The sequence below is a fragment of the Cellulomonas sp. SLBN-39 genome (genome assembly GCF_006715865.1).
Lineage (GTDB): Bacteria > Actinomycetota > Actinomycetes > Actinomycetales > Cellulomonadaceae > Cellulomonas.
This window is the reverse complement of sequence record NZ_VFOA01000001.1, coordinates 2,500,588-2,517,177: the sequence shown is the minus strand read 5'-3', so window position 1 is coordinate 2,517,177 and position 16,590 is coordinate 2,500,588. Positions and strand designations below refer to the sequence as shown.

Sequence of the window (16,590 nt, the reverse complement as noted above, 5' to 3'; positions counted from 1 at the left end):
CGGCCGGGCGTCCGTCCCGCCGCCCTGGTGGCGGCGGGTCCGGTGCGAGCCTGCGGGGCCGCCGCACGCCCCGGTCAGACCCCGGGCGTCCTCGGCGGGGCCGCCCGGCACGGGCACGGCTGTGGGCGGCTCACCCGAGCACGTCCCCGGCGAGGGCGACCACGACCGGGACGAGACCGAGCAGCACGAACGCGGGCAGGAAGCACGCCCCGAGGGGCAGGGTCAGCCGCGCGCCGAGGGCGCCGCACGCGGCACGCACGGCGGAGCGCCGCTCGCGGCGGACCACGTCGGCCGCGGCCCGCAGCTGTGGCCCCGGGGCGGCGCCGGCGGTCCAGCCGACCTGCAGCGCGGCACCGACCGCGGCCGCCGCGGGAGGTGCGCCCGCCCAGGCGGCGCCCCAGTCGGCACCGAGGTCGAGGGCTGCACCTGCCCGGGCCAGCCCGTCGCCCTCCGTGCCGCCGAGCGCGTCGCCGACCACGACGAGGGCACGCGGCACGGGGGCGCCGGACCGCACGGCGGCCGCGCACAGCTCGAGCACCAGGGCGGGGTCGAGCACGGGCCCGGGGTCCTCGCCGCGACGCCGCGCCCGCCCGGGTGCTGCGGCACGGCCCGCGCACGTGACGGGGGCCGACAGGCGACCGGCACGACGCACGGCCCAGGGGCGCCGGGCGGCGAGCAGCAGGACGAGGACGACGACGGTGACGGCGGAGGGGCTCATGCGGCACGCACCGGCCCGCGGGCCGCGGTGGTCCCGGTTCGGCGGGCGGCGCCGCGCGGGCCGCGGGGTTCGGGCGTCGCGCGCGGGGCGCCGGCGTCGCGTGCCCGGGTGAGCAGGGCGGCGACCCAGGCCCGCCCGGCCAGGACCAGCCCCAGGCCCAGCACCAGGGCGCCGGTGCCGACGCCGCCGTCGAGGAGCACCCGCCACGGCTGCGCGCCGAGGAGTGCGCCGAGCCCGACCCCGGCGAGCGGGAGCCACAGCAGCACCCGGGCGGTGGCCCGTGGGCCGGCGAGCGCGGCCTCGACGTCGGCGGTGTGCTCGGCGTCGGCGCTGGCGGCGGTCGCGAGGTCCTCGAGGACGTCGGCGAGCGGCGCGCCCAGCTCGACGGCGACGCGCGCACCGGCGACGACGGCCTGCACCCGGCCCACGAGCCGCGGGTCGGGGCGCCGCCGGCCGGTGGCGACGCGGCCGAGCACGTCGGCGTCGCGGGGCAGGGCGCCGTGGACGTCGACGCCGAGCACGTCCGACCACGCGGCGCCGGCGGGGGCGCCGGCGCGCAGGCGGGCGGCCACGGCCATCAGCAGCCCGGGCAGGTCGTCCGGCGCACCGGCGCGGCGCCGGGACGGCCCCGCACGCCGGCGGCGCACGTCCGCCGGGCGCAGGCGGCGGGCCGGGGGGCCGGTCGCGAGCAGCGCGGCGACGAGCGCACCGACCGCGACGAGCACGCTCACGCGTCCTCCGGCAGGCCCAGGCGGCGGGCCAGCGCCGGCCACCCCGGGCCCCGCCGCAGCGCGCCCGCGCCGTCGGCGTGCACCGCGGTGCGCACGACCAGCCGGTCGGCGTCGTCCCGGCCGACGACGCCGACCTCGGCGAGGTACCGGCGCCCGCCCGGGCCGCGCTCACGGCGCAGGTGCAGCACGGCGTCGACGGCGCTGGCGGCCTGCGCGGCCACGGCCTCGCGGCCCATGCCCGCGAGCGCCGCCATGGCCTCGAGGCGCGCGGGCACGTCGGCGGCGGTGTTGGCGTGCAGGGTGGCGCAGCCGCCCTCGTGGCCGGTGTTGAGCGCGGCGAGGACCTCGCGGACCTCGGCGCCGCGGCACTCGCCGAGCACCAGCCGGTCGGGGCGCATCCGCAGGGCCTCGCGCACGAGGTCGGCCAGCCCGACGGCGCCGGCGCCGTCGACGTTGGCGCGCCGTGCGGTCAGGCGCACGACGTGCGGGTGCGTGGGCACCATCTCGCCGGACTCCTCGACGAGCACGATGCGCTCGTCCGCGGGCACGAGGGAGAGCATCGCCGCGAGCAGCGTCGTCTTGCCCGCCCCGGTGGAGCCGGAGACGAGCACGTTGGCCCGCGTGGTGACGAGGCCCGCGACGACGGGGGCGAGCGCGGGGGCGACGGACCCGGCGGCGGCGAGCTCGGCCAGCGTGAACGCGCGGGGGCGCACGACCCGCAGGCTGAGGACGGCGCTGGTCTCGGCGAGCGGCGGCAGCACGGCGTGCAGGCGGGTGCCGTCGGGCAGCCGGGCGTCGACGGTGGGGCTGGCGTCGTCGAGGCGGCGACCCGCGGCGGCGGCCAGCCGCACGGCCAGGGCCCGCACGGCCTCGGCCGTCCCCAGGTCGGTGTCGACGCGGCCGAGGACGCCGTCGACCTCGGCCCACACGTCGTGCGGGCCGTTGACGAGCACGTCGGTGACGCGGGGGTCGTCGAGCCAGCGCTGCAGGGGGCCCGCGCCGAGCAGCTCGTCGTGCGCGGTGCGGGTGGCGGCCGCGAGCGCGTCGGGGCCGAGCAGGGCTCCGGCGGCGCGCAGGGCGGCCTCGACGTGCGCGGTGAGACCGCCCGGGCCGGGCGTGCCGCCGGTGCGCAGCGCGTCGCGCACGGCGCGCAGGACCCCGGGGTCGACGCGGCGGCGTGGCGGTGCCGCGCAGGTGTGCCGCACGGGGCCGGGGCGCGCCGCGGCCGGGACGAGGGCGCCCGGCGTCGTCACCACCGGCCGACCCCGAGGCGCCGGGCCACGACGAGGGCCGCCCGGTGGGCGGGGCCGCGGCCGGCGGGCCCGGTGCGCTCGGCCCGGGCGGCCACCGCACGGTCGGCGGGGCCGGACGTCCAGACGTCCACGCCCGTGGTGGTGGCGACGTCGGCGACCCCGAGCCCGCCGGGTGCGGGGCCGCGCAGGACGAGGCCGACCTGGGCGCCGGACGCGTCGAGCTGGGGGCGCAGGGCGAGGGTGCCGGCGACGCAGCGCAGATCGCGGCGCGCCACCACGACGACGGCGTCGCACGCGGGCAGCGGGGCCTGCCCGTCGACGACGTCGGTGCGGTCCAGGTCGAGCACGAGGGCACCGACGACGCCGGCGAGGGCGTGCAGCACGTCGACGCGCACCGCGGGGTCGACGGGTTCGGGCCGGGTGCGGTCGGCGGAGAGCACGGCGCACGCGTCCCAGCGCGGCAGCAGCGCGAGGACGTCGGCGCCGGGGACGTCGCCGCCCGCGCCGCGCAGGTCGGGCCAGCGGGCGCCGTCGGCGTCCTCCAGGCCGAGGAGCACGTCGACGCCCGCGCCGCCGCGGTCGAGGTCGACGAGCACGGTCGCGGTGCTGCGCGCGAGGGTGCGGGCGAGCAGCGCGGCGAACGTCGACGCCCCGACCCCTCCGCCGGCCCCGACGACGCCGACGACGAGCGCGCGCCCGGCCCCCGGGCCCGGCTGCGCGGTGCCCCACGCCCCGCTCCCCCGCGGCTCCGCGGCCCACTGCTCGACACCTGGCTGCACCACGCCTCCCGATCCCGGCGGGCGGGGCGCGGCCGGTCGACCGCGCCGGCCGACCGGCGACGTCCGACCCTGCCGTCCGGCGACGCGCGCGCCCCCTGGTGGCCTGGCGCGGTGAGGCTCAGTGGGCCCTGCGCGGGGCTGTGGGCGGCTCACCCCGCGGCCCGGGGACCCGCAACACCGCCGTCACGACCGGCCGCTACGGTCGGGCGCATGCTGCTCGACCCCGGCACGGGCCCCGTGCGCGCCGCGACCTACCTGCCCTCGACCCCCGACCACGTGCTCTGGGGCCGGCTGCCGTGCGCGGCGGACACCCCGGTGCTGACGGTCGACCCGGGCACGGAGGTCACGGTCGACACGCTCAGCCACGAGGGTCTGCTGGAGGACCAGGGCCGCGACCCGCGGGCGTTCTTCGGCGCGCACGGCCTGACGGACGTGCTGGCCGACGCGGTCGCGCTGGCGGCGTCGGACCACCCGCGGACCCCGGGAGCGGACGGCCCGCACGTGGTCACGGGGCCGATCGCGGTGCGCGGGGCCCGCCCGGGGGACGTGCTCGCGATCACCGTGCTCGAGACCCTGCCGCGCGTGCCGTACGGCGTGATCTCCAACCGGCACGGCCGCGGTGCGCTGCCCGGCGAGATGCCCGAGGGCGGCGCCGACGTGGTGAGCGTGCTGGCACGCCTGGACGCCTCGGGCACGCGGGCGGTCATGCCGCGCGCCGCGGGCAGCGACCGGACGGTGCAGTTCCCGATCGCACCCTTCCTGGGGATCATGGGCGTCGCGGTGGCCGGCGACGTGCGCCCGCACTCGGTGCCGCCGGGCGCGCACGGCGGCAACGTCGACATCAACCTGCTGCAGGCCGGGTCCACGCTGTACCTGCCGGTGCAGGTCGACGACGCGCTCGCGTACCTGGGCGACCCGCACTTCGCGCAGGGCGACGGGGAGGTCGCGCTGACGGCGCTGGAGGCGTCGCTGCGGGTGACGGTGCGCCTGGACGTGCTGCCGCGGGCGCAGGCGGTCGAGGCGTTCGGCGAGCTGGCCGGCCCGCTGGGCCGCACCGCCGAGCACCTGGTGCCGACGGGTCTGCACGAGGACCTCGACGAGGCCCTGCGCCGCTGCGTGCGGGCCGCGCTGGCGCTGCTGCAGGCCCGGTACGGCATGGACCGGGCGCACGCGCTGGCGTACCTGTCGGCGGCGACGGACTTCGACGTCTCCCAGGTGGTCGACCAGGTGACGGGCGTGCACGCCCGGATCCGGCTGGCGGACCTCGAGGACGGGGGCGTGGCATGAGGACGGACCCGCCCGCGGGCCTGATGGACGCGTTCTGGGCGTACGAGCACGCGCTCGGCACCGACGACCTGACGGCCCTCGACCGGCTGTTCGCACCCGGGCCCGGCACGCTGCGCGGCGACGGCGCCGGGCTGCTCGTGGGGCACGAGCAGATCGCGGCGTTCCGGGGCACCCGCGGCGGCGCCCCGGCGCGACGCGTCGTCGAGGTGCACGTGCGGACGGTCGACGACGACCACGCGCTGGTCGTCGCGGTGACCGAGCTCGTCCGCGGCGGGCGCGGGCAGCAGACCCAGCTGTGGGAGCGCACGGACGGCGGGTGGGCCGTCGCGGCCGCGCACGTGCACGCGCCGGCGCCCGCGTTCGACCCGCGCGTGTGGCGCGTCCTCGGCGACCCGCTGGTGCCCGGTGCGCCGGACGGCCCGCTCGCCGGGCGGGCGGTGGCGGTCAAGGACCTGTTCGCGGTCGCCGGGCAGCGCGTCGGCGTCGGGAACCCCGCATGGCTCGCGGGGGCGCCGGTCGAGGCGGAGCACGCGCACGCGGTCGCCGCCCTGCTGGGGGCGGGGGCGCACGTGCGCGGCATCGCCCGCACGGACGAGCTCGCGTACTCCCTGGCGGGCACCAACGCCCACACCGGCGCCCCGCCGAACCCCCGGGCCCCGGGGCGGGTGCCGGGCGGGTCGTCGTCCGGGTCGGCCGCCGCGGTGGCGCTCGGCCAGGCCGACGTGGGCCTGGGCACCGACACGGGCGGGTCGATCCGTGTCCCCGCCTCCTACCAGGGCCTCTACGGCGTCCGCACCACGCACGGCGCGGTCCCGACGACGGGGCTGGTGCCGCTCGCCCCGTCGTTCGACACCGTCGGCTGGCTGACCCGGGACGCGGACCTGCTCGCCGCGGTGGGCGACGCGCTCCTGCCCCCGGGCACCGGCGCGGCACGCACGTCGCGGCTGGTCGTCTCGCCCGCGCTCCTGGCCCTCGCGCAGGACGACGTCGCCACCCGGGTGCGCCGGTTCGCGGCCGACGCCGGCGCCGCGCCGACCACCGCCTGGGACGGCGTCGACCTGGCCGCGTGGGCCGAGGTGTTCCGGCTCCGCCAGGCGTGGGAGGCGTGGCGCGCCCACGGGGACTGGGTGGGCGCGCACCCCGGGGCGCTCGGCGCCGACGTCGCGGGCCGGTTCGCGGCGGCGGCACTCGTCGACGACGCGACGGGCGCCCGCGCGGGCGAGCAGCGCGAGCGGGTGCGCGCCCAGGTGCTCGACCTCGTCGGCGACGACGTCCTGGTGCTGCCGGCGGCCCCGTCCGTCGCGCCCCGCCCGGACCCGGCCGGGCTCGACGCCGTGCGCGCGGCGACCCTGCGGCTCACGTGCGTCGCCGGGCTGGGCGGGCTGCCCGCGGTCGTGCTGCCGACGCCCGGACCCACCCCGCCGCCCGGCCCGGACGGGCGCACCGGCGCGCGGGCCGACCTCCCCGTGGGCGTCTGCCTCGTCGCCGCCCCGGGGCGTGACCGCGAGCTGCTGGCGCTGGCCCGCGACCTGGCGCGCACGACCGCCTGACCCGGGCCGGCCCCGGCCGCCGCACGCCGGACCCGCCCGCACCCGCGCACGGGCAGGTTTCACGCCGCTGAAACAACCGTTTCCCTCGCCGACACATCGCCCGCCTACGGTCGGCGCGGCGGAGAGGACGTGGGATGCGGCTGGAGGAGTTCAACGCGCTGCCCGAGGAGGCGGCGCAGGCGCTCGTGCGCACGTGCGCGGACGTGCCGTGGTGGGCGCAGGAGGTGGTGTCCGCACGCCCGTACGGGTCCGTCGAGGACCTGCAGGCGCACGCCCGCGAGCAGGCCGCGGCGTGGGGCGGCACGGACGTCGCCCAGGCGCTGGCGGACCACCCGCGCATCGGTGAGCGGCACCCGGGGGCGGGCGCGTCGGCGGCGCTGTCGACGCGCGAGCAGGCGGGCGTCGACCCGGCCGACGCCGACGTCGCGACCCGCCTCGCCGCGGGCAACCGCGCCTACGAGGACAAGTTCGGGCGGGTGTTCCTCGTCCGGGCCGCGGGGCGCACCAGCGACGAGATCCTCGCCCTGCTCGAGCAGCGCCTCACGCACGACCCGCGCACCGAGGTCGAGGTCACCGCCCAGCAGCTGCGCGAGATCGCCGAGCTGCGCCTGGCCGGGCTCGTCACGTGAGGGGGCACTCGTGAGCACCTGCTCGACGCACGTGCTCGACGCGGCCGCGGGGCGCCCCGCCGTCGGCGTCGAGGTCACGCTGCTGGCCGCCGACGGCACCGTCCTGGAGGAGGGCCGCACCGACGACGACGGCCGACTGCGCTGGGCGACGACGCTGCCCACCGGCACCTACGGCCTGCGCTTCGCCACCGGGGCGTGGTTCGCCCGCGCCGGCGTGCCCACCCTCCACGCCGCGGTGCACCTGGAGGTGCACCTGGACGACGCCCAGCCGCACCACCACCTGGCGCTGCTGCTGAGCCCGTTCGCCTACACCACGTACCGAGGGAGCTGACGCATGGCCGTCGGAGACATCGTCCTGGGCCCGAACCAGTACGGGAAGGCCGAGGTGCGGCTGGTCCGCGTCACGCGCGACACCCCCGTGCACGAGATCGAGGACCTCACCGTCACCACGCAGCTGCGCGGGGACTTCACGGACTGCCACACCACGGGCGACAACACGCTCGTGGTGGCGACGGACACGCAGAAGAACACCGTGTACGCGTACGCCAAGGAGCACGGCGTCGGCTCGCCCGAGACGTTCCTGCTGCGGCTGGCCCGGCACTTCGTCGACGACTTCCCCCAGGTGACGGGCGGGCGGTTCGCCGCCGACCAGCACGCGTGGGACCGCATCGCGGTGGACGGCGAGCCGCACGACCACGCGTTCGTGCGCACGGGCCGCGAGACCCGCCGCACGGTCGTCGAGGTCGACGGCGACGACGCGTGGGTCGTGTCGGGCTTCACCGACGCGACCGTGCTGAAGTCCACCGGCTCGGAGTTCTGGGGCTTCCCGCGCGACCGGTACACCACCCTCGGCGAGACGACGGACCGCATCCTCGCGACGTCGGTGACGGCGTGGTGGCGCTGGACGAGCCCGGACGTCGACTTCGAGGCCCGCTACCCGGTGGTGCGCGACCTGCTGCTGCAGACGTTCGCGCAGGTGCACTCCCTGGCGCTGCAGCACACGATCTTCGAGATGGGCAAGGCCGTCCTGGAGGCGTGCGCCGACGTGGCCGAGGTGCGGCTGTCCTGCCCGAACAAGCACCACTTCCTCGTGGACCTCGAGCCCTTCGGGCTGGAGAACCCGAACGAGGTGTTCTACGCCGCGGACCGCCCCTACGGCCTCATCGAGGCGACCGTGCAGCGCGAGGGCGCCGCACAGGTGCCGCACGTGTGGGCGTCCGTGCCCGGGTTCGTCTGAGCCGACGAGGACGAGCCGATGACGACGACGATGCCGGACCACCCGGTGGCCGCGCCCCCGCCGGGCGACCTCGTGACGGCGGTGCGCGGGCGGCAGGTGCTCGTCGACGGGACCCTGCGCGCGGCGACGCTGCTCGTGGCCGACGGCCGCGTGGCCGCGGTCGAGGCCTACGACGTCGACGTCGACGGACCCGTGCTCGACGCCCCGGACCACGCGTGGGTGCTGCCGGGCGTCGTCGACACGCACGTGCACGTCAACGAGCCCGGCCGCACCGCGTGGGAGGGGTTCGCGTCCGCGACGCGCGCGGCGGCGCTCGGCGGGGTGACGACGGTCGTCGACATGCCGCTGAACAGCATCCCGCCGACCACCACGCTGGACGGGCTGGCGGCCAAGCGACGGGCGTCGGCCGGCCAGCTGTCCGTCGACGTCGGCCTGTGGGGCGGGGCCGTGCCGGGCAACCTCGACGACCTGGCGCCGCTGTGGGACGCCGGCGTCTTCGGCTTCAAGTGCTTCCTGTCGCCGTCGGGCGTGGACGAGTTCGCGCCGCTCGGCCCGGCGGGGTTCACGGCCGCGCTGCGCACGGTCGCGGCGTTCGACGGGCTCGTGATCGTGCACGCCGAGGACCCGGCGGTGCTCGCCGCGGCCCCCGTGCGCGCCGGCGGGGTCTACACCGACTTCGTCGCGTCGCGCCCGCACGAGGCCGAGACCGCGGCGATCGCCCGCGTCGTCGCGGGTGCCCGGGAGACGGGCTGCCGGGTGCACGTGCTGCACCTGTCGAGCGCGCGCGCCCTGGACCTGCTCGCCGACGCCCGCGCCGAGGGGCTGCCGGTCACGGTCGAGACGTGCCCGCACTACCTGACGTTCGACGCCGGGGCGATCCCCGACGCCTCTGCGGCGCACAAGTGCTGCCCGCCGATCCGGGACGCGGGCAACCGCGAGGCCCTGTGGGACGGGCTGCGCTCCGGCGTCATCGACACCGTCGTGACCGACCACTCCCCCGCGACCGCGCAGGAGAAGCTGCGCGGCGACGGCGACCTGCAGCAGGCGTGGGGCGGGGTCGCCGGGCTCCAGGTCGGGTTCCAGGTGGTCGCGCACGAGGCCGCCGCCCGCGGCATCGGCATCGGCGAGGTCAGCCGGTGGATGTCGACGTCGACCGCCGACCTCGTCGGGCTGACCCGCAAGGGCCGCCTGGCGGTCGGCGCGGACGCGGACGTGCTGGTCCTCGACCCGCACGTCCCGCAGCGCGTCGACGCCCACCGGCTCGCGCACCGCAACCCGATCAGCGCGTACGACGGCGTCGAGCTGTCGGCGACCGTCACCGCGACCGTCCTGCGCGGACGGGTGGTCGCCCGCGAGGGGGCGGTCACCGCCGGCACCGGCCGGCTGGTCCCCCGCCCCTGACGCCACCCGCACGCCCGTGACGCGGGACGCCCCTGACGGAAACACCGGTGAAACGGCCGTTTCGTAGCGTGCCGCCATGACGCTCACGCCCCCGCACCGGCTGCTCATGGGACCGGGCCCGATCAGCGCCGACCCGCGCGTGCTGCGCGCGATGTCCGCCGCGCTGGTCGGGCAGTTCGACCCGGTGATGACGGGGTACATGAACGCCACGCAGGCGCTCTACCGCCAGGTCTTCCGCACCGCGAACGAGGCCACCGTCCTCGTCGACGGCACCGCCCGCGCCGCGATCGAGGCGGCGGTCGTCTCCCTCGTCGAGCCGGGCGACCGCGTGCTGGTGCCGGTGTTCGGGCGGTTCGGGCACCTGCTCGTCGAGATCGCCCGCCGTGCCGGCGCCGACGTCGTCACCGTCGAGGCGCCCTGGGGGCAGGTCGTCGACCCCGCCCGCGTCGAGGAGGCCGTGCTCGCGCACCGTCCGAAGCTCGTCGCGGTGGTCCAGGGGGACACGTCCACGACCATGTGCCAGCCCCTGGCCGAGATCGGCGAGATCTGCGCCCGGCACGACGTGCTGCTCTACGTCGACGCGACCGCGTCCGTCGTCGGCAACGACCTGCGCACCGACGACTGGGGCCTCGACGTCGTCACCGTCGGCCTGCAGAAGTGCCTCGGCGGCCCGTCGGGCAGCGCCCCGACGACCGTCTCCGACCGGGCCCGCGCCGTGATCGACGCCCGCAAGCACGTCGAGCAGGGCCTGCGCACCGACGACGACGAGCCCACCGGCACCGTCATCGGGTCCAACTACCTCGACCTCGCCCAGATCCTCGACTACTGGGGGCCGCGCCGCCTCAACCACCACACCGAGGCGACGTCGATGCTCTACGCGGCGTACGAGTGCGCGCGCATCGTGCTCGAGGACGGCCTCGACGCGACGATCGAGCGGCACCGGGTCGCCGGCGCGGCGATGCTCGCGGGCGTCCAGGGCCTGGGGCTGACCGTGTTCGGGGACGTCGCGCACAAGATGCACAACGTCGTCGCCGTCGAGGTGCCCGACGCCGTCGTCGCCGACGCCGTGCGCGCGGCGATGCTCGACGACTTCGCCATCGAGGTCGGCACGTCGTTCGGGCCGCTGCACGGGCGCGTGTGGCGGATCGGCACGATGGGGTACAACGCCCGCAAGGACGCCGTGCTGACCACGCTCGCCGCGCTGGAGCACGTGCTGCGCGCCCACGGCGCGACGGTGCCGACCGGCGGCGGCGTCGCGGCCGCGCTCGAGGTGTACGCGGCATGACCTCCCTCGTCGACCGGACCTCGGCCGCCACGGTGCTGGCCCGCTGCGACGCGCTCGCGGTGTGCTCGGAGCACCCCGAGCACCTGGACCGGGCGCACCTGACGCCTGCGCTGGCCGCGGCCCACCGCCTGGTCGAGCCGTGGATGGCCGAGGCGGGGCTGCGCACGTGGCGCGACCAGGCCGGCAACCTGTGCGGGCGGGTCGAGGGGCGCGAGCCCGGTCTGCCGGCGCTGCTGCTGGGCTCGCACCTGGACACCGTCCCGGACGCGGGCCGGTACGACGGCATGCTCGGCGTGCTGCTCGCGGTCGCGGTGGTCGAGCGGCTGCGGGACCGGTGGGCGGACCTGCCGTTCGCGCTGGAGGTCGTGGGGTTCACCGACGAGGAGGGCTCCCGGTTCGGGTCGGCGCTGATGGGCAGCCGCGCGCTGGCGGGCACGTGGGACGACGCGTGGTGGGACCGGCGCGACGCCGACGGGGTGACGCTGGCCGACGCCGCGCGCGCGTTCGGGCTGGACCCGGATCTGGTCGGCACGGCGGCCCGGCGCCGCGAGGACCTGGTCGGGTACCTCGAGGCGCACATCGAGCAGGGCCCGCACCTGGAGGAGGCCGACCGGTCGCTGGGCGTGGTGACGACCATCGCGGGGGCGGAGCGGTTCGTCGTCGAGGTGGTCGGCGAGGCCCGGCACGCGGGCGGCACGCCGTACGCGCGGCGACGGGACGCGCTGGTCGGCGCCGCGGAGGTCATCACGTTCGTCGAGCGGACCGCGCGGGCGTCGGGCGCCATCGCGACGGTCGGGCGGATCGACGTCGAGCCGGGCGCCGTCAACGTCGTCCCTGGCCGGGCCGTGATGACGCTGGACCTGCGCGCGGCGACGGACGCCGAGCGCGACGCCATGCGCGCGACCCTGCTCGCCGGCATCGAGGAGCTGTGCGCGGCGCGCGGCCTGACGGTGCACGTGACCACGACGCACGCGGCACCCGCGACGCCCTGCGCACCGTGGCTGCGCGACGCGGTCCGCGCGGGCGTCGTCGCGACCGGCGACGCCGCGCCGATCGAGCTGTGGAGCCGCGCCGGGCACGACGGCATGGCGGTCGCGGCCGTCACGGACGTGGCCATGCTGTTCGTCCGCTGCCACGACGGCATCAGCCACCACCCGGACGAGGCGGTGCGCGAGGTCGACGTCGCCGCCGCCCTCGACGCGTTCACGGCGGCCGTGCTGGCCGTCGCCGACGACGTGGCGGCCCGGGCATGACCGCCCCCACGGCCCTGGCCGCCGCGGCGGACCGCACCGACGCCCCCGCGGAGCCCACGGCCTCGGCCCCGGAGCACCCGGCCGACCTCGACGGCCTGCGCATCGACGAGCGCGTCGCCCTGCGCTACGCCGAGCTGCCGCCCCAGGAGCGCAAGGGCGCGGACGTGCTGCTGGAGCACTTCGGCGACCTCGCCACGTACTCCGCGGCCGAGCTCGCGAGCCTGGCCGGGGTGTCGAAGGCCACGATGAGCCGGCTGTTCCGCAACCTCGGTTTCGAGGACTTCACGCAGGTGCGCGAGCACCTGCGCCGCCTGCGCCAGCACGGGCTGCCCGTGACGCTGGGCGCCACGGCCGACCTCGACGCGCACGTCGAGGCCGAGGGCGCCGCGGTGCAGCGGGCCGTCGCGGCCCTCGGCGTGCACCTCGACGCGGTCGCGGACCTGCTCGCGCACGCCCCGCGCGTCGTCGTCGTGGGCCTGCGCAACAGCTACCCGGTGGCGCTGCACCTGCGCCAGCAGCTCACGCAGGTGCGCCCGCACGTGACGCTGCTGCCGCAGCCGGGGCAGTCGTGGTCGGAGGACGTCGTCGACCTGGGCCCCCAGGACGCGGTGGTGCTCGTCGCGTTCCGCCGCCGCCCGCCGGGGGTGCGGGCGCTGGCCGAGCGGCTGCAGGCCGCAGGAACACCGGTGGTGCTGCTGGCCGACCCGACGGCCCGGGCCCTGGCGGCGCACGCCACCTGGTGGGTGGAGTGCCCGGTGCAGGCCCGCGGGGCGTTCGACTCGTACGCGGCCGCGTCCAGCGTGGTCGCGGTGCTGGCCGACGCGGTCCTGGCCCGGCGCGGACGCACCGGGGAGCAGCGGGTGGCGTCGATCGACTCGGCGTACCGCACGCTCGGTGAGGTCGAGGCCCGCTGATGGACCTCGGCACGGTGACGTCGCTGCGCGCGGCCCGCGAGCGCGCCGACCTGCGGCTGGCGCCGGGCGAGACGCTGCTGGCCGGCGGAACGTGGTTGTTCTCCGAGCCGCAGCCGGGCGTGCACGGTCTGGTGGACCTCATGGCGCTGGGCTGGGAGCCGGTCGAGCGCACGGGCGCCGGGCTGCGGGTGGCGGCCACGTGCACGGTCGAGCAGCTCGCGGCGCACGTGCCGGACCCGGCGTGGGCGGCGTGGCCGCTGGTCGGGGCGTGCGCGGACGCGCTGCTGATGTCGTTCAAGGTGCAGGGCCAGGCCACCGTCGGCGGCAACCTGGCGCTGGCGCTGCCGGCGGGGGCGATGACGTCGTTGACGTCGGCGCTCGACGGGGTGGCGGTGGTGTGGACCCCGGACGGCGGCGAGCGGCGCGAGCGCGTCACGGACCTGGTGCGCGGCGCGGGCCGCACGAGCCTGGCCCCCGGTGAGGTGCTGCGCGCGGTGGAGCTGCCGGAGCACGCGCTGCGGGCGCGCACGGCGGTGCGGCAGGTGTCGCTGACGGCGGTGGGCCGGTCGGCGTCGCTGGTGGTGGCCCGGCAGGACGAGGACGGCACGGTGACGCTGACGGTGACGGCCGCGGTGCCGCGGCCGGTGCAGCACCGGTTCGCCGGGGTGCCGACGTCCGCGCAGGTGGACGCGGTCCTGGCGGGGCTGGAGTGGTTCGACGACGTGCACGGCGCTCCGGACTGGCGGCGTGCGGTGACGACGGTGCTGGCGCACGAGGTCGTCGCGGAGCTGGCGGAGGTGGGCGTGTGAGGGTCGACGGCCAGGAGGTCGCGGCGACGCCCGCACCGGGGCAGTGCCTGCGCACGTTCCTGCGGCAGGAGGGTCACGTCGCGGTGAAGAAGGGCTGCGACTCCGGCGACTGCGGGGCGTGCACGGTGCTGGTGGACGGGCAGGCCCGGCACTCGTGCCTGGTCCCCGCGGTGCGGGTCGCGGACGCCGAGGTCACGACGGCCGCGGGCCTGGGCACCCCGGACGCGCTGAGCCCGGTGCAGGAGGCGTTCGTCGACGCCCAGGGGTTCCAGTGCGGGTTCTGCACGGCCGGCATGGTGGTCACGGCCACGGCGCTCGCGGACGACGACGGGCACGTGCACCTCGACGAGGACGGGCTGGTCCGCCGGTTCAAGGGCAACCTGTGCCGGTGCACCGGGTACCGGTCGGTGCGGGACGCGCTGGCCGGCAAGACGAACGTGGTCCGCGAGGGCGGCGTCGGGGACGCGGTGGCGGTGCCCGCGGGGCGGCGCATCGTGTGCGGGCGCGAGCCGTTCACGCTCGACGAGCCGCCGACGGGCCTGCTGCACCTGGCGGTGCTGGGCTCCCCGCACAGCCACGCGCGGATCACCCGCATCGACGCGACGGCCGCCCGGGCGCTGCCGGGGGTGCACCTGGTGCTCACGCACCACGACTCCCCCGACGTGCTGTTCTCCACGGGCCGGCACCAGCACCGTACGGACGACCCGGACGACACACGGGTGCTGGACGACGTCGTGCAGTTCCACGGGCAGCGCGTCGCCGCGGTGGTCGCGGACTCGGTGGCGGTCGCGCAGGCCGCGTGCGCGCTGGTCGAGGTCGAGTACGAGGTGCTGCCCGCGGTCCTGGACCCCGAGGAGGCCCGTCGCCCGGGCGCGCCGCTGGTGCACGGCGACAAGGACGCGGCGACGTCCCGCATCGCCGACCCGGCGCGCAACGTCGTCGCGGCCAGCCACGGCGAGGTCGGTGACGTCGACGCGGCGCTCGCGGCGGCGCACCGCACGGTGCGCGGCACGTGGCGCACGGCGCGGGTCTCGCACGCGGCACTGGAGACGCACGCGGCCGTCGGCTGGCTCGACGACGACGGCCGGCTGGTGGTGCGCACCAGCACGCAGGTGCCGTTCCTCGTCCGCGAGGAGCTGTGCCACGTCTTCGGCCTGGACCGCGACCGGGTGCGGGTGCTGGCGGCGCGCGTGGGCGGCGGGTTCGGCGGCAAGCAGGAGCTGCTGACGGAGGACCTGGTGACGCTGGCGGTGCTGCGCCTGGGCCGGCCCGTGCAGTACGAGATGACGCGCGAGGACGAGCTCGCGCTGGCCCCGTGCCGGCACCCCATGCGGGTGGAGGTCGCGCTCGGCGCCGACGCGGACGGGCGGCTGACGGCGATGCACCTGGACGTGCTCTCGGACACCGGCGCGTACGGCAACCACGGCCCGGGCGTGATGTTCCACGGCATCCACGAGTCGGTGGCGCAGTACCGGTGCCCCGCCAAGCGCGTGGACGCCGAGGCCGTCTACACCCACCAGCTCCCGTCGGGCGCGTTCCGCGGGTACGGGCTGGGGCAGGTGCTGTTCGCGCTGGAGTCGGCGGTCGACGAGCTCGCGCGCGAGCTGGGCCTGGACCCGTTCGAGATGCGCCGCCGCAACGTGGTGCGCCCGGGCGACGCGTTCCTCGTCAACCACGAGGACACCACGACGGACCTCGGCTACGGCGTCGGCGACGACGACACCCCGTCGTACGGGCTGGTCGAGTGCCTCGACCTCGTCGAGGACGCCCTGGCCACGACGCGTGCGGGCGACACCACGCTCGTGCCGACCGGTGACCGCTGGCGCACCGGCGAGGGTCTGGCGGTGGCGATGATCGCGACGATCCCGCCGCGCGGGCACCACTCGACCGCGACGGTGCACGTGGACGCCGCCGGCCGCTACGAGGTCGCCGTCGGCACCGCGGAGTTCGGCAACGGCACGTCCACCGTGCACGTCCAGCTCGTCGCGACCGCGCTGGGCACGTCCCCCGACCGGGTGCGCCTGCGCCAGTCCGACACCGACCGCTCCGGCTACGACACCGGCGCGTACGGCTCGACGGGCTCCGTCGTCGCGGGCCGCGCCGTGGCCCAGGCCGCGTCCCTCCTGCACGACGACCTGGTCGCCGCCGCCCTCGCCCTGGTCGACCCGGCCCCGGGCGTCGTGCCGGTCGTCGGCCCCGAGGGCGTCCGGGTCGGCGACCGCCTGGTCACGTTCGCCGAGATCGGCCCCCGCAGCGCGGAGGGCTCGCACCACGGCAGCCCCCGATCGGTCGCGTTCAACGTGCACGCCTTCCGCGTGGCCGTCGACACCGCGACCGGCACGGTGCGGATCCTGCAGTCCGTGCAGGCCGCCGACGCGGGCGTCGTCCTCAACCCCGAGCAGCTGCGCGGGCAGATCGAGGGCGGGGTCGCGCAGGGCATCGGCTCGGCCCTGCAGGAGGAGACGCTGATCGTCGACGGCGTCGTCACCACCCGCGCCCTGCGCACCTACCGCGTGCCGCAGATGGCCGACGTCCCCCCGACCCGCGTGCTGCTGGCCCGCACCCGCGACGGCCTGGGCCCGCACGGCGCCAAGTCCATGAGCGAGGCCCCCTACAACCCGGTGGCCCCCGCCCTGGCCAACGCGGTCCGCGACGCCCTCGGCGTCCGCCCCTACGAGATCCCCCTGACCCGCGACCGGGTGTGGCGCCTGCCCCGCTGAAGAAGCCCTCGGAATCTCCCCCAC

At 77.8% G+C, this 16,590-nt stretch carries 15 protein-coding genes; 11 read left to right on the top strand and 4 right to left on the bottom strand.

Translation table 11 applies throughout. From position 1 onward, the window contains the following. Positions 1–130 precede the first annotated feature (130 nt). Genes FBY24_RS11570 through FBY24_RS11555 form a run of 4 tightly spaced genes read right to left on the bottom strand, consistent with a single transcriptional unit; the run spans position 131 to position 3,484 of the window. On the bottom strand, positions 131–718 hold the full coding sequence (locus FBY24_RS11570) for a type II secretion system F family protein (RefSeq protein ID WP_142160737.1): 588 nt from the start codon (positions 716–718) through the stop codon (positions 131–133). Next, positions 715–1,449, bottom strand: coding sequence for a type II secretion protein F (locus tag FBY24_RS19265; protein ID WP_222117243.1), 735 nt, complete (start codon positions 1,447–1,449; stop codon positions 715–717). The genes FBY24_RS11570 and FBY24_RS19265 overlap by 4 nt, the downstream gene beginning before the upstream one ends. Continuing rightward, a complete protein-coding gene (locus FBY24_RS11560) occupies positions 1,446–2,654 on the bottom strand; it encodes a TadA family conjugal transfer-associated ATPase (protein ID WP_142163468.1) in 1,209 nt (402 codons plus the stop codon). The genes FBY24_RS19265 and FBY24_RS11560 overlap by 4 nt, the downstream gene beginning before the upstream one ends. 44 nt (positions 2,655–2,698) lie before the next feature. Beyond that, a complete protein-coding gene (locus FBY24_RS11555) occupies positions 2,699–3,484 on the bottom strand; it encodes a pilus assembly protein FlpE (protein WP_255432363.1) in 786 nt (261 codons plus the stop codon). Positions 3,485–3,691: 207 nt separating this feature from the next. Here FBY24_RS11555 and FBY24_RS11550 point away from each other — a divergent pair, with 207 nt between their 5' ends. The 11 genes from FBY24_RS11550 (at position 3,692) to FBY24_RS11500 (ending at position 16,566) form a co-directional block, all read left to right on the top strand. Continuing rightward, positions 3,692–4,768: an acetamidase/formamidase family protein gene (locus FBY24_RS11550; protein WP_142160735.1), complete on the top strand. Its 1,077-nt coding sequence runs from the start codon at positions 3,692–3,694 to the stop codon at positions 4,766–4,768. Next, entirely contained in the window at positions 4,765–6,318 is a 1,554-nt protein-coding gene (locus FBY24_RS11545; RefSeq protein WP_142160733.1) for an AtzH-like domain-containing protein, read from the top strand. Before FBY24_RS11550 ends, FBY24_RS11545 begins: the two co-directional genes overlap by 4 nt. A gap of 134 nt (positions 6,319–6,452) precedes the next feature. Continuing rightward, a complete protein-coding gene (gene uraD, locus FBY24_RS11540) occupies positions 6,453–6,947 on the top strand; it encodes a 2-oxo-4-hydroxy-4-carboxy-5-ureidoimidazoline decarboxylase (RefSeq protein ID WP_142160731.1) in 495 nt (164 codons plus the stop codon). Positions 6,948–6,957: 10 nt separating this feature from the next. Beyond that, positions 6,958–7,278, top strand: coding sequence for a hydroxyisourate hydrolase (uraH, locus tag FBY24_RS11535; protein ID WP_142160729.1), 321 nt, complete (start codon positions 6,958–6,960; stop codon positions 7,276–7,278). 3 nt (positions 7,279–7,281) lie between these two features. After that, entirely contained in the window at positions 7,282–8,184 is a 903-nt protein-coding gene (gene pucL, locus FBY24_RS11530; protein ID WP_142160727.1) for a factor-independent urate hydroxylase, read from the top strand. Positions 8,185–8,202: 18 nt separating this feature from the next. Then, positions 8,203–9,585 carry an allantoinase AllB gene (gene allB / locus FBY24_RS11525; protein ID WP_142160725.1) on the top strand — a complete coding sequence of 461 codons (1,383 nt, stop codon included), beginning with the start codon at positions 8,203–8,205 and terminating at the stop codon, positions 9,583–9,585. Positions 9,586–9,661: 76 nt separating this feature from the next. Next, a complete protein-coding gene (locus FBY24_RS11520) occupies positions 9,662–10,870 on the top strand; it encodes an alanine--glyoxylate aminotransferase family protein (RefSeq protein WP_255432362.1) in 1,209 nt (402 codons plus the stop codon). Continuing rightward, a complete protein-coding gene (locus FBY24_RS11515) occupies positions 10,867–12,123 on the top strand; it encodes an allantoate amidohydrolase (protein WP_142160723.1) in 1,257 nt (418 codons plus the stop codon). The genes FBY24_RS11520 and FBY24_RS11515 overlap by 4 nt, the downstream gene beginning before the upstream one ends. Beyond that, the gene (locus FBY24_RS11510; RefSeq protein WP_142160721.1) at positions 12,120–13,037 is read left to right on the top strand and encodes a MurR/RpiR family transcriptional regulator; all 918 of its coding nucleotides are present in this window, start codon (positions 12,120–12,122) and stop codon (positions 13,035–13,037) included. Before FBY24_RS11515 ends, FBY24_RS11510 begins: the two co-directional genes overlap by 4 nt. Continuing rightward, positions 13,037–13,846, top strand: coding sequence for an FAD binding domain-containing protein (locus FBY24_RS11505; protein WP_142160719.1), 810 nt, complete (start codon positions 13,037–13,039; stop codon positions 13,844–13,846). The genes FBY24_RS11510 and FBY24_RS11505 overlap by 1 nt, the downstream gene beginning before the upstream one ends. Beyond that, on the top strand, positions 13,843–16,566 hold the full coding sequence (locus tag FBY24_RS11500; RefSeq protein WP_142160717.1) for a molybdopterin-dependent oxidoreductase: 2,724 nt from the start codon (positions 13,843–13,845) through the stop codon (positions 16,564–16,566). The genes FBY24_RS11505 and FBY24_RS11500 overlap by 4 nt, the downstream gene beginning before the upstream one ends. Positions 16,567–16,590: the final 24 nt, after the last annotated feature.

Excerpts from the sequence above, each read along its gene's own strand:
- FBY24_RS11570 (WP_142160737.1), bottom strand. The coding sequence starts at position 718 with ATGAGCCCCTCCGCCGTCACCGTCGTCGTCCTCGTCCTGCTGCTCGCC.
- FBY24_RS11550 (WP_142160735.1), top strand. The coding sequence starts at position 3,692 with ATGCTGCTCGACCCCGGCACGGGCCCCGTGCGCGCCGCGACCTACCTG.
- FBY24_RS11545 (WP_142160733.1), top strand. The coding sequence starts at position 4,765 with ATGAGGACGGACCCGCCCGCGGGCCTGATGGACGCGTTCTGGGCGTAC.
- uraD (WP_142160731.1), top strand. The coding sequence starts at position 6,453 with ATGCGGCTGGAGGAGTTCAACGCGCTGCCCGAGGAGGCGGCGCAGGCG.
- pucL (WP_142160727.1), top strand. The coding sequence starts at position 7,282 with ATGGCCGTCGGAGACATCGTCCTGGGCCCGAACCAGTACGGGAAGGCC.
- allB (WP_142160725.1), top strand. The coding sequence starts at position 8,203 with ATGACGACGACGATGCCGGACCACCCGGTGGCCGCGCCCCCGCCGGGC.
- FBY24_RS11520 (WP_255432362.1), top strand. The coding sequence starts at position 9,662 with ATGACGCTCACGCCCCCGCACCGGCTGCTCATGGGACCGGGCCCGATC.
- FBY24_RS11515 (WP_142160723.1), top strand. The coding sequence starts at position 10,867 with ATGACCTCCCTCGTCGACCGGACCTCGGCCGCCACGGTGCTGGCCCGC.
- FBY24_RS11510 (WP_142160721.1), top strand. The coding sequence starts at position 12,120 with ATGACCGCCCCCACGGCCCTGGCCGCCGCGGCGGACCGCACCGACGCC.
- FBY24_RS11505 (WP_142160719.1), top strand. The coding sequence starts at position 13,037 with ATGGACCTCGGCACGGTGACGTCGCTGCGCGCGGCCCGCGAGCGCGCC.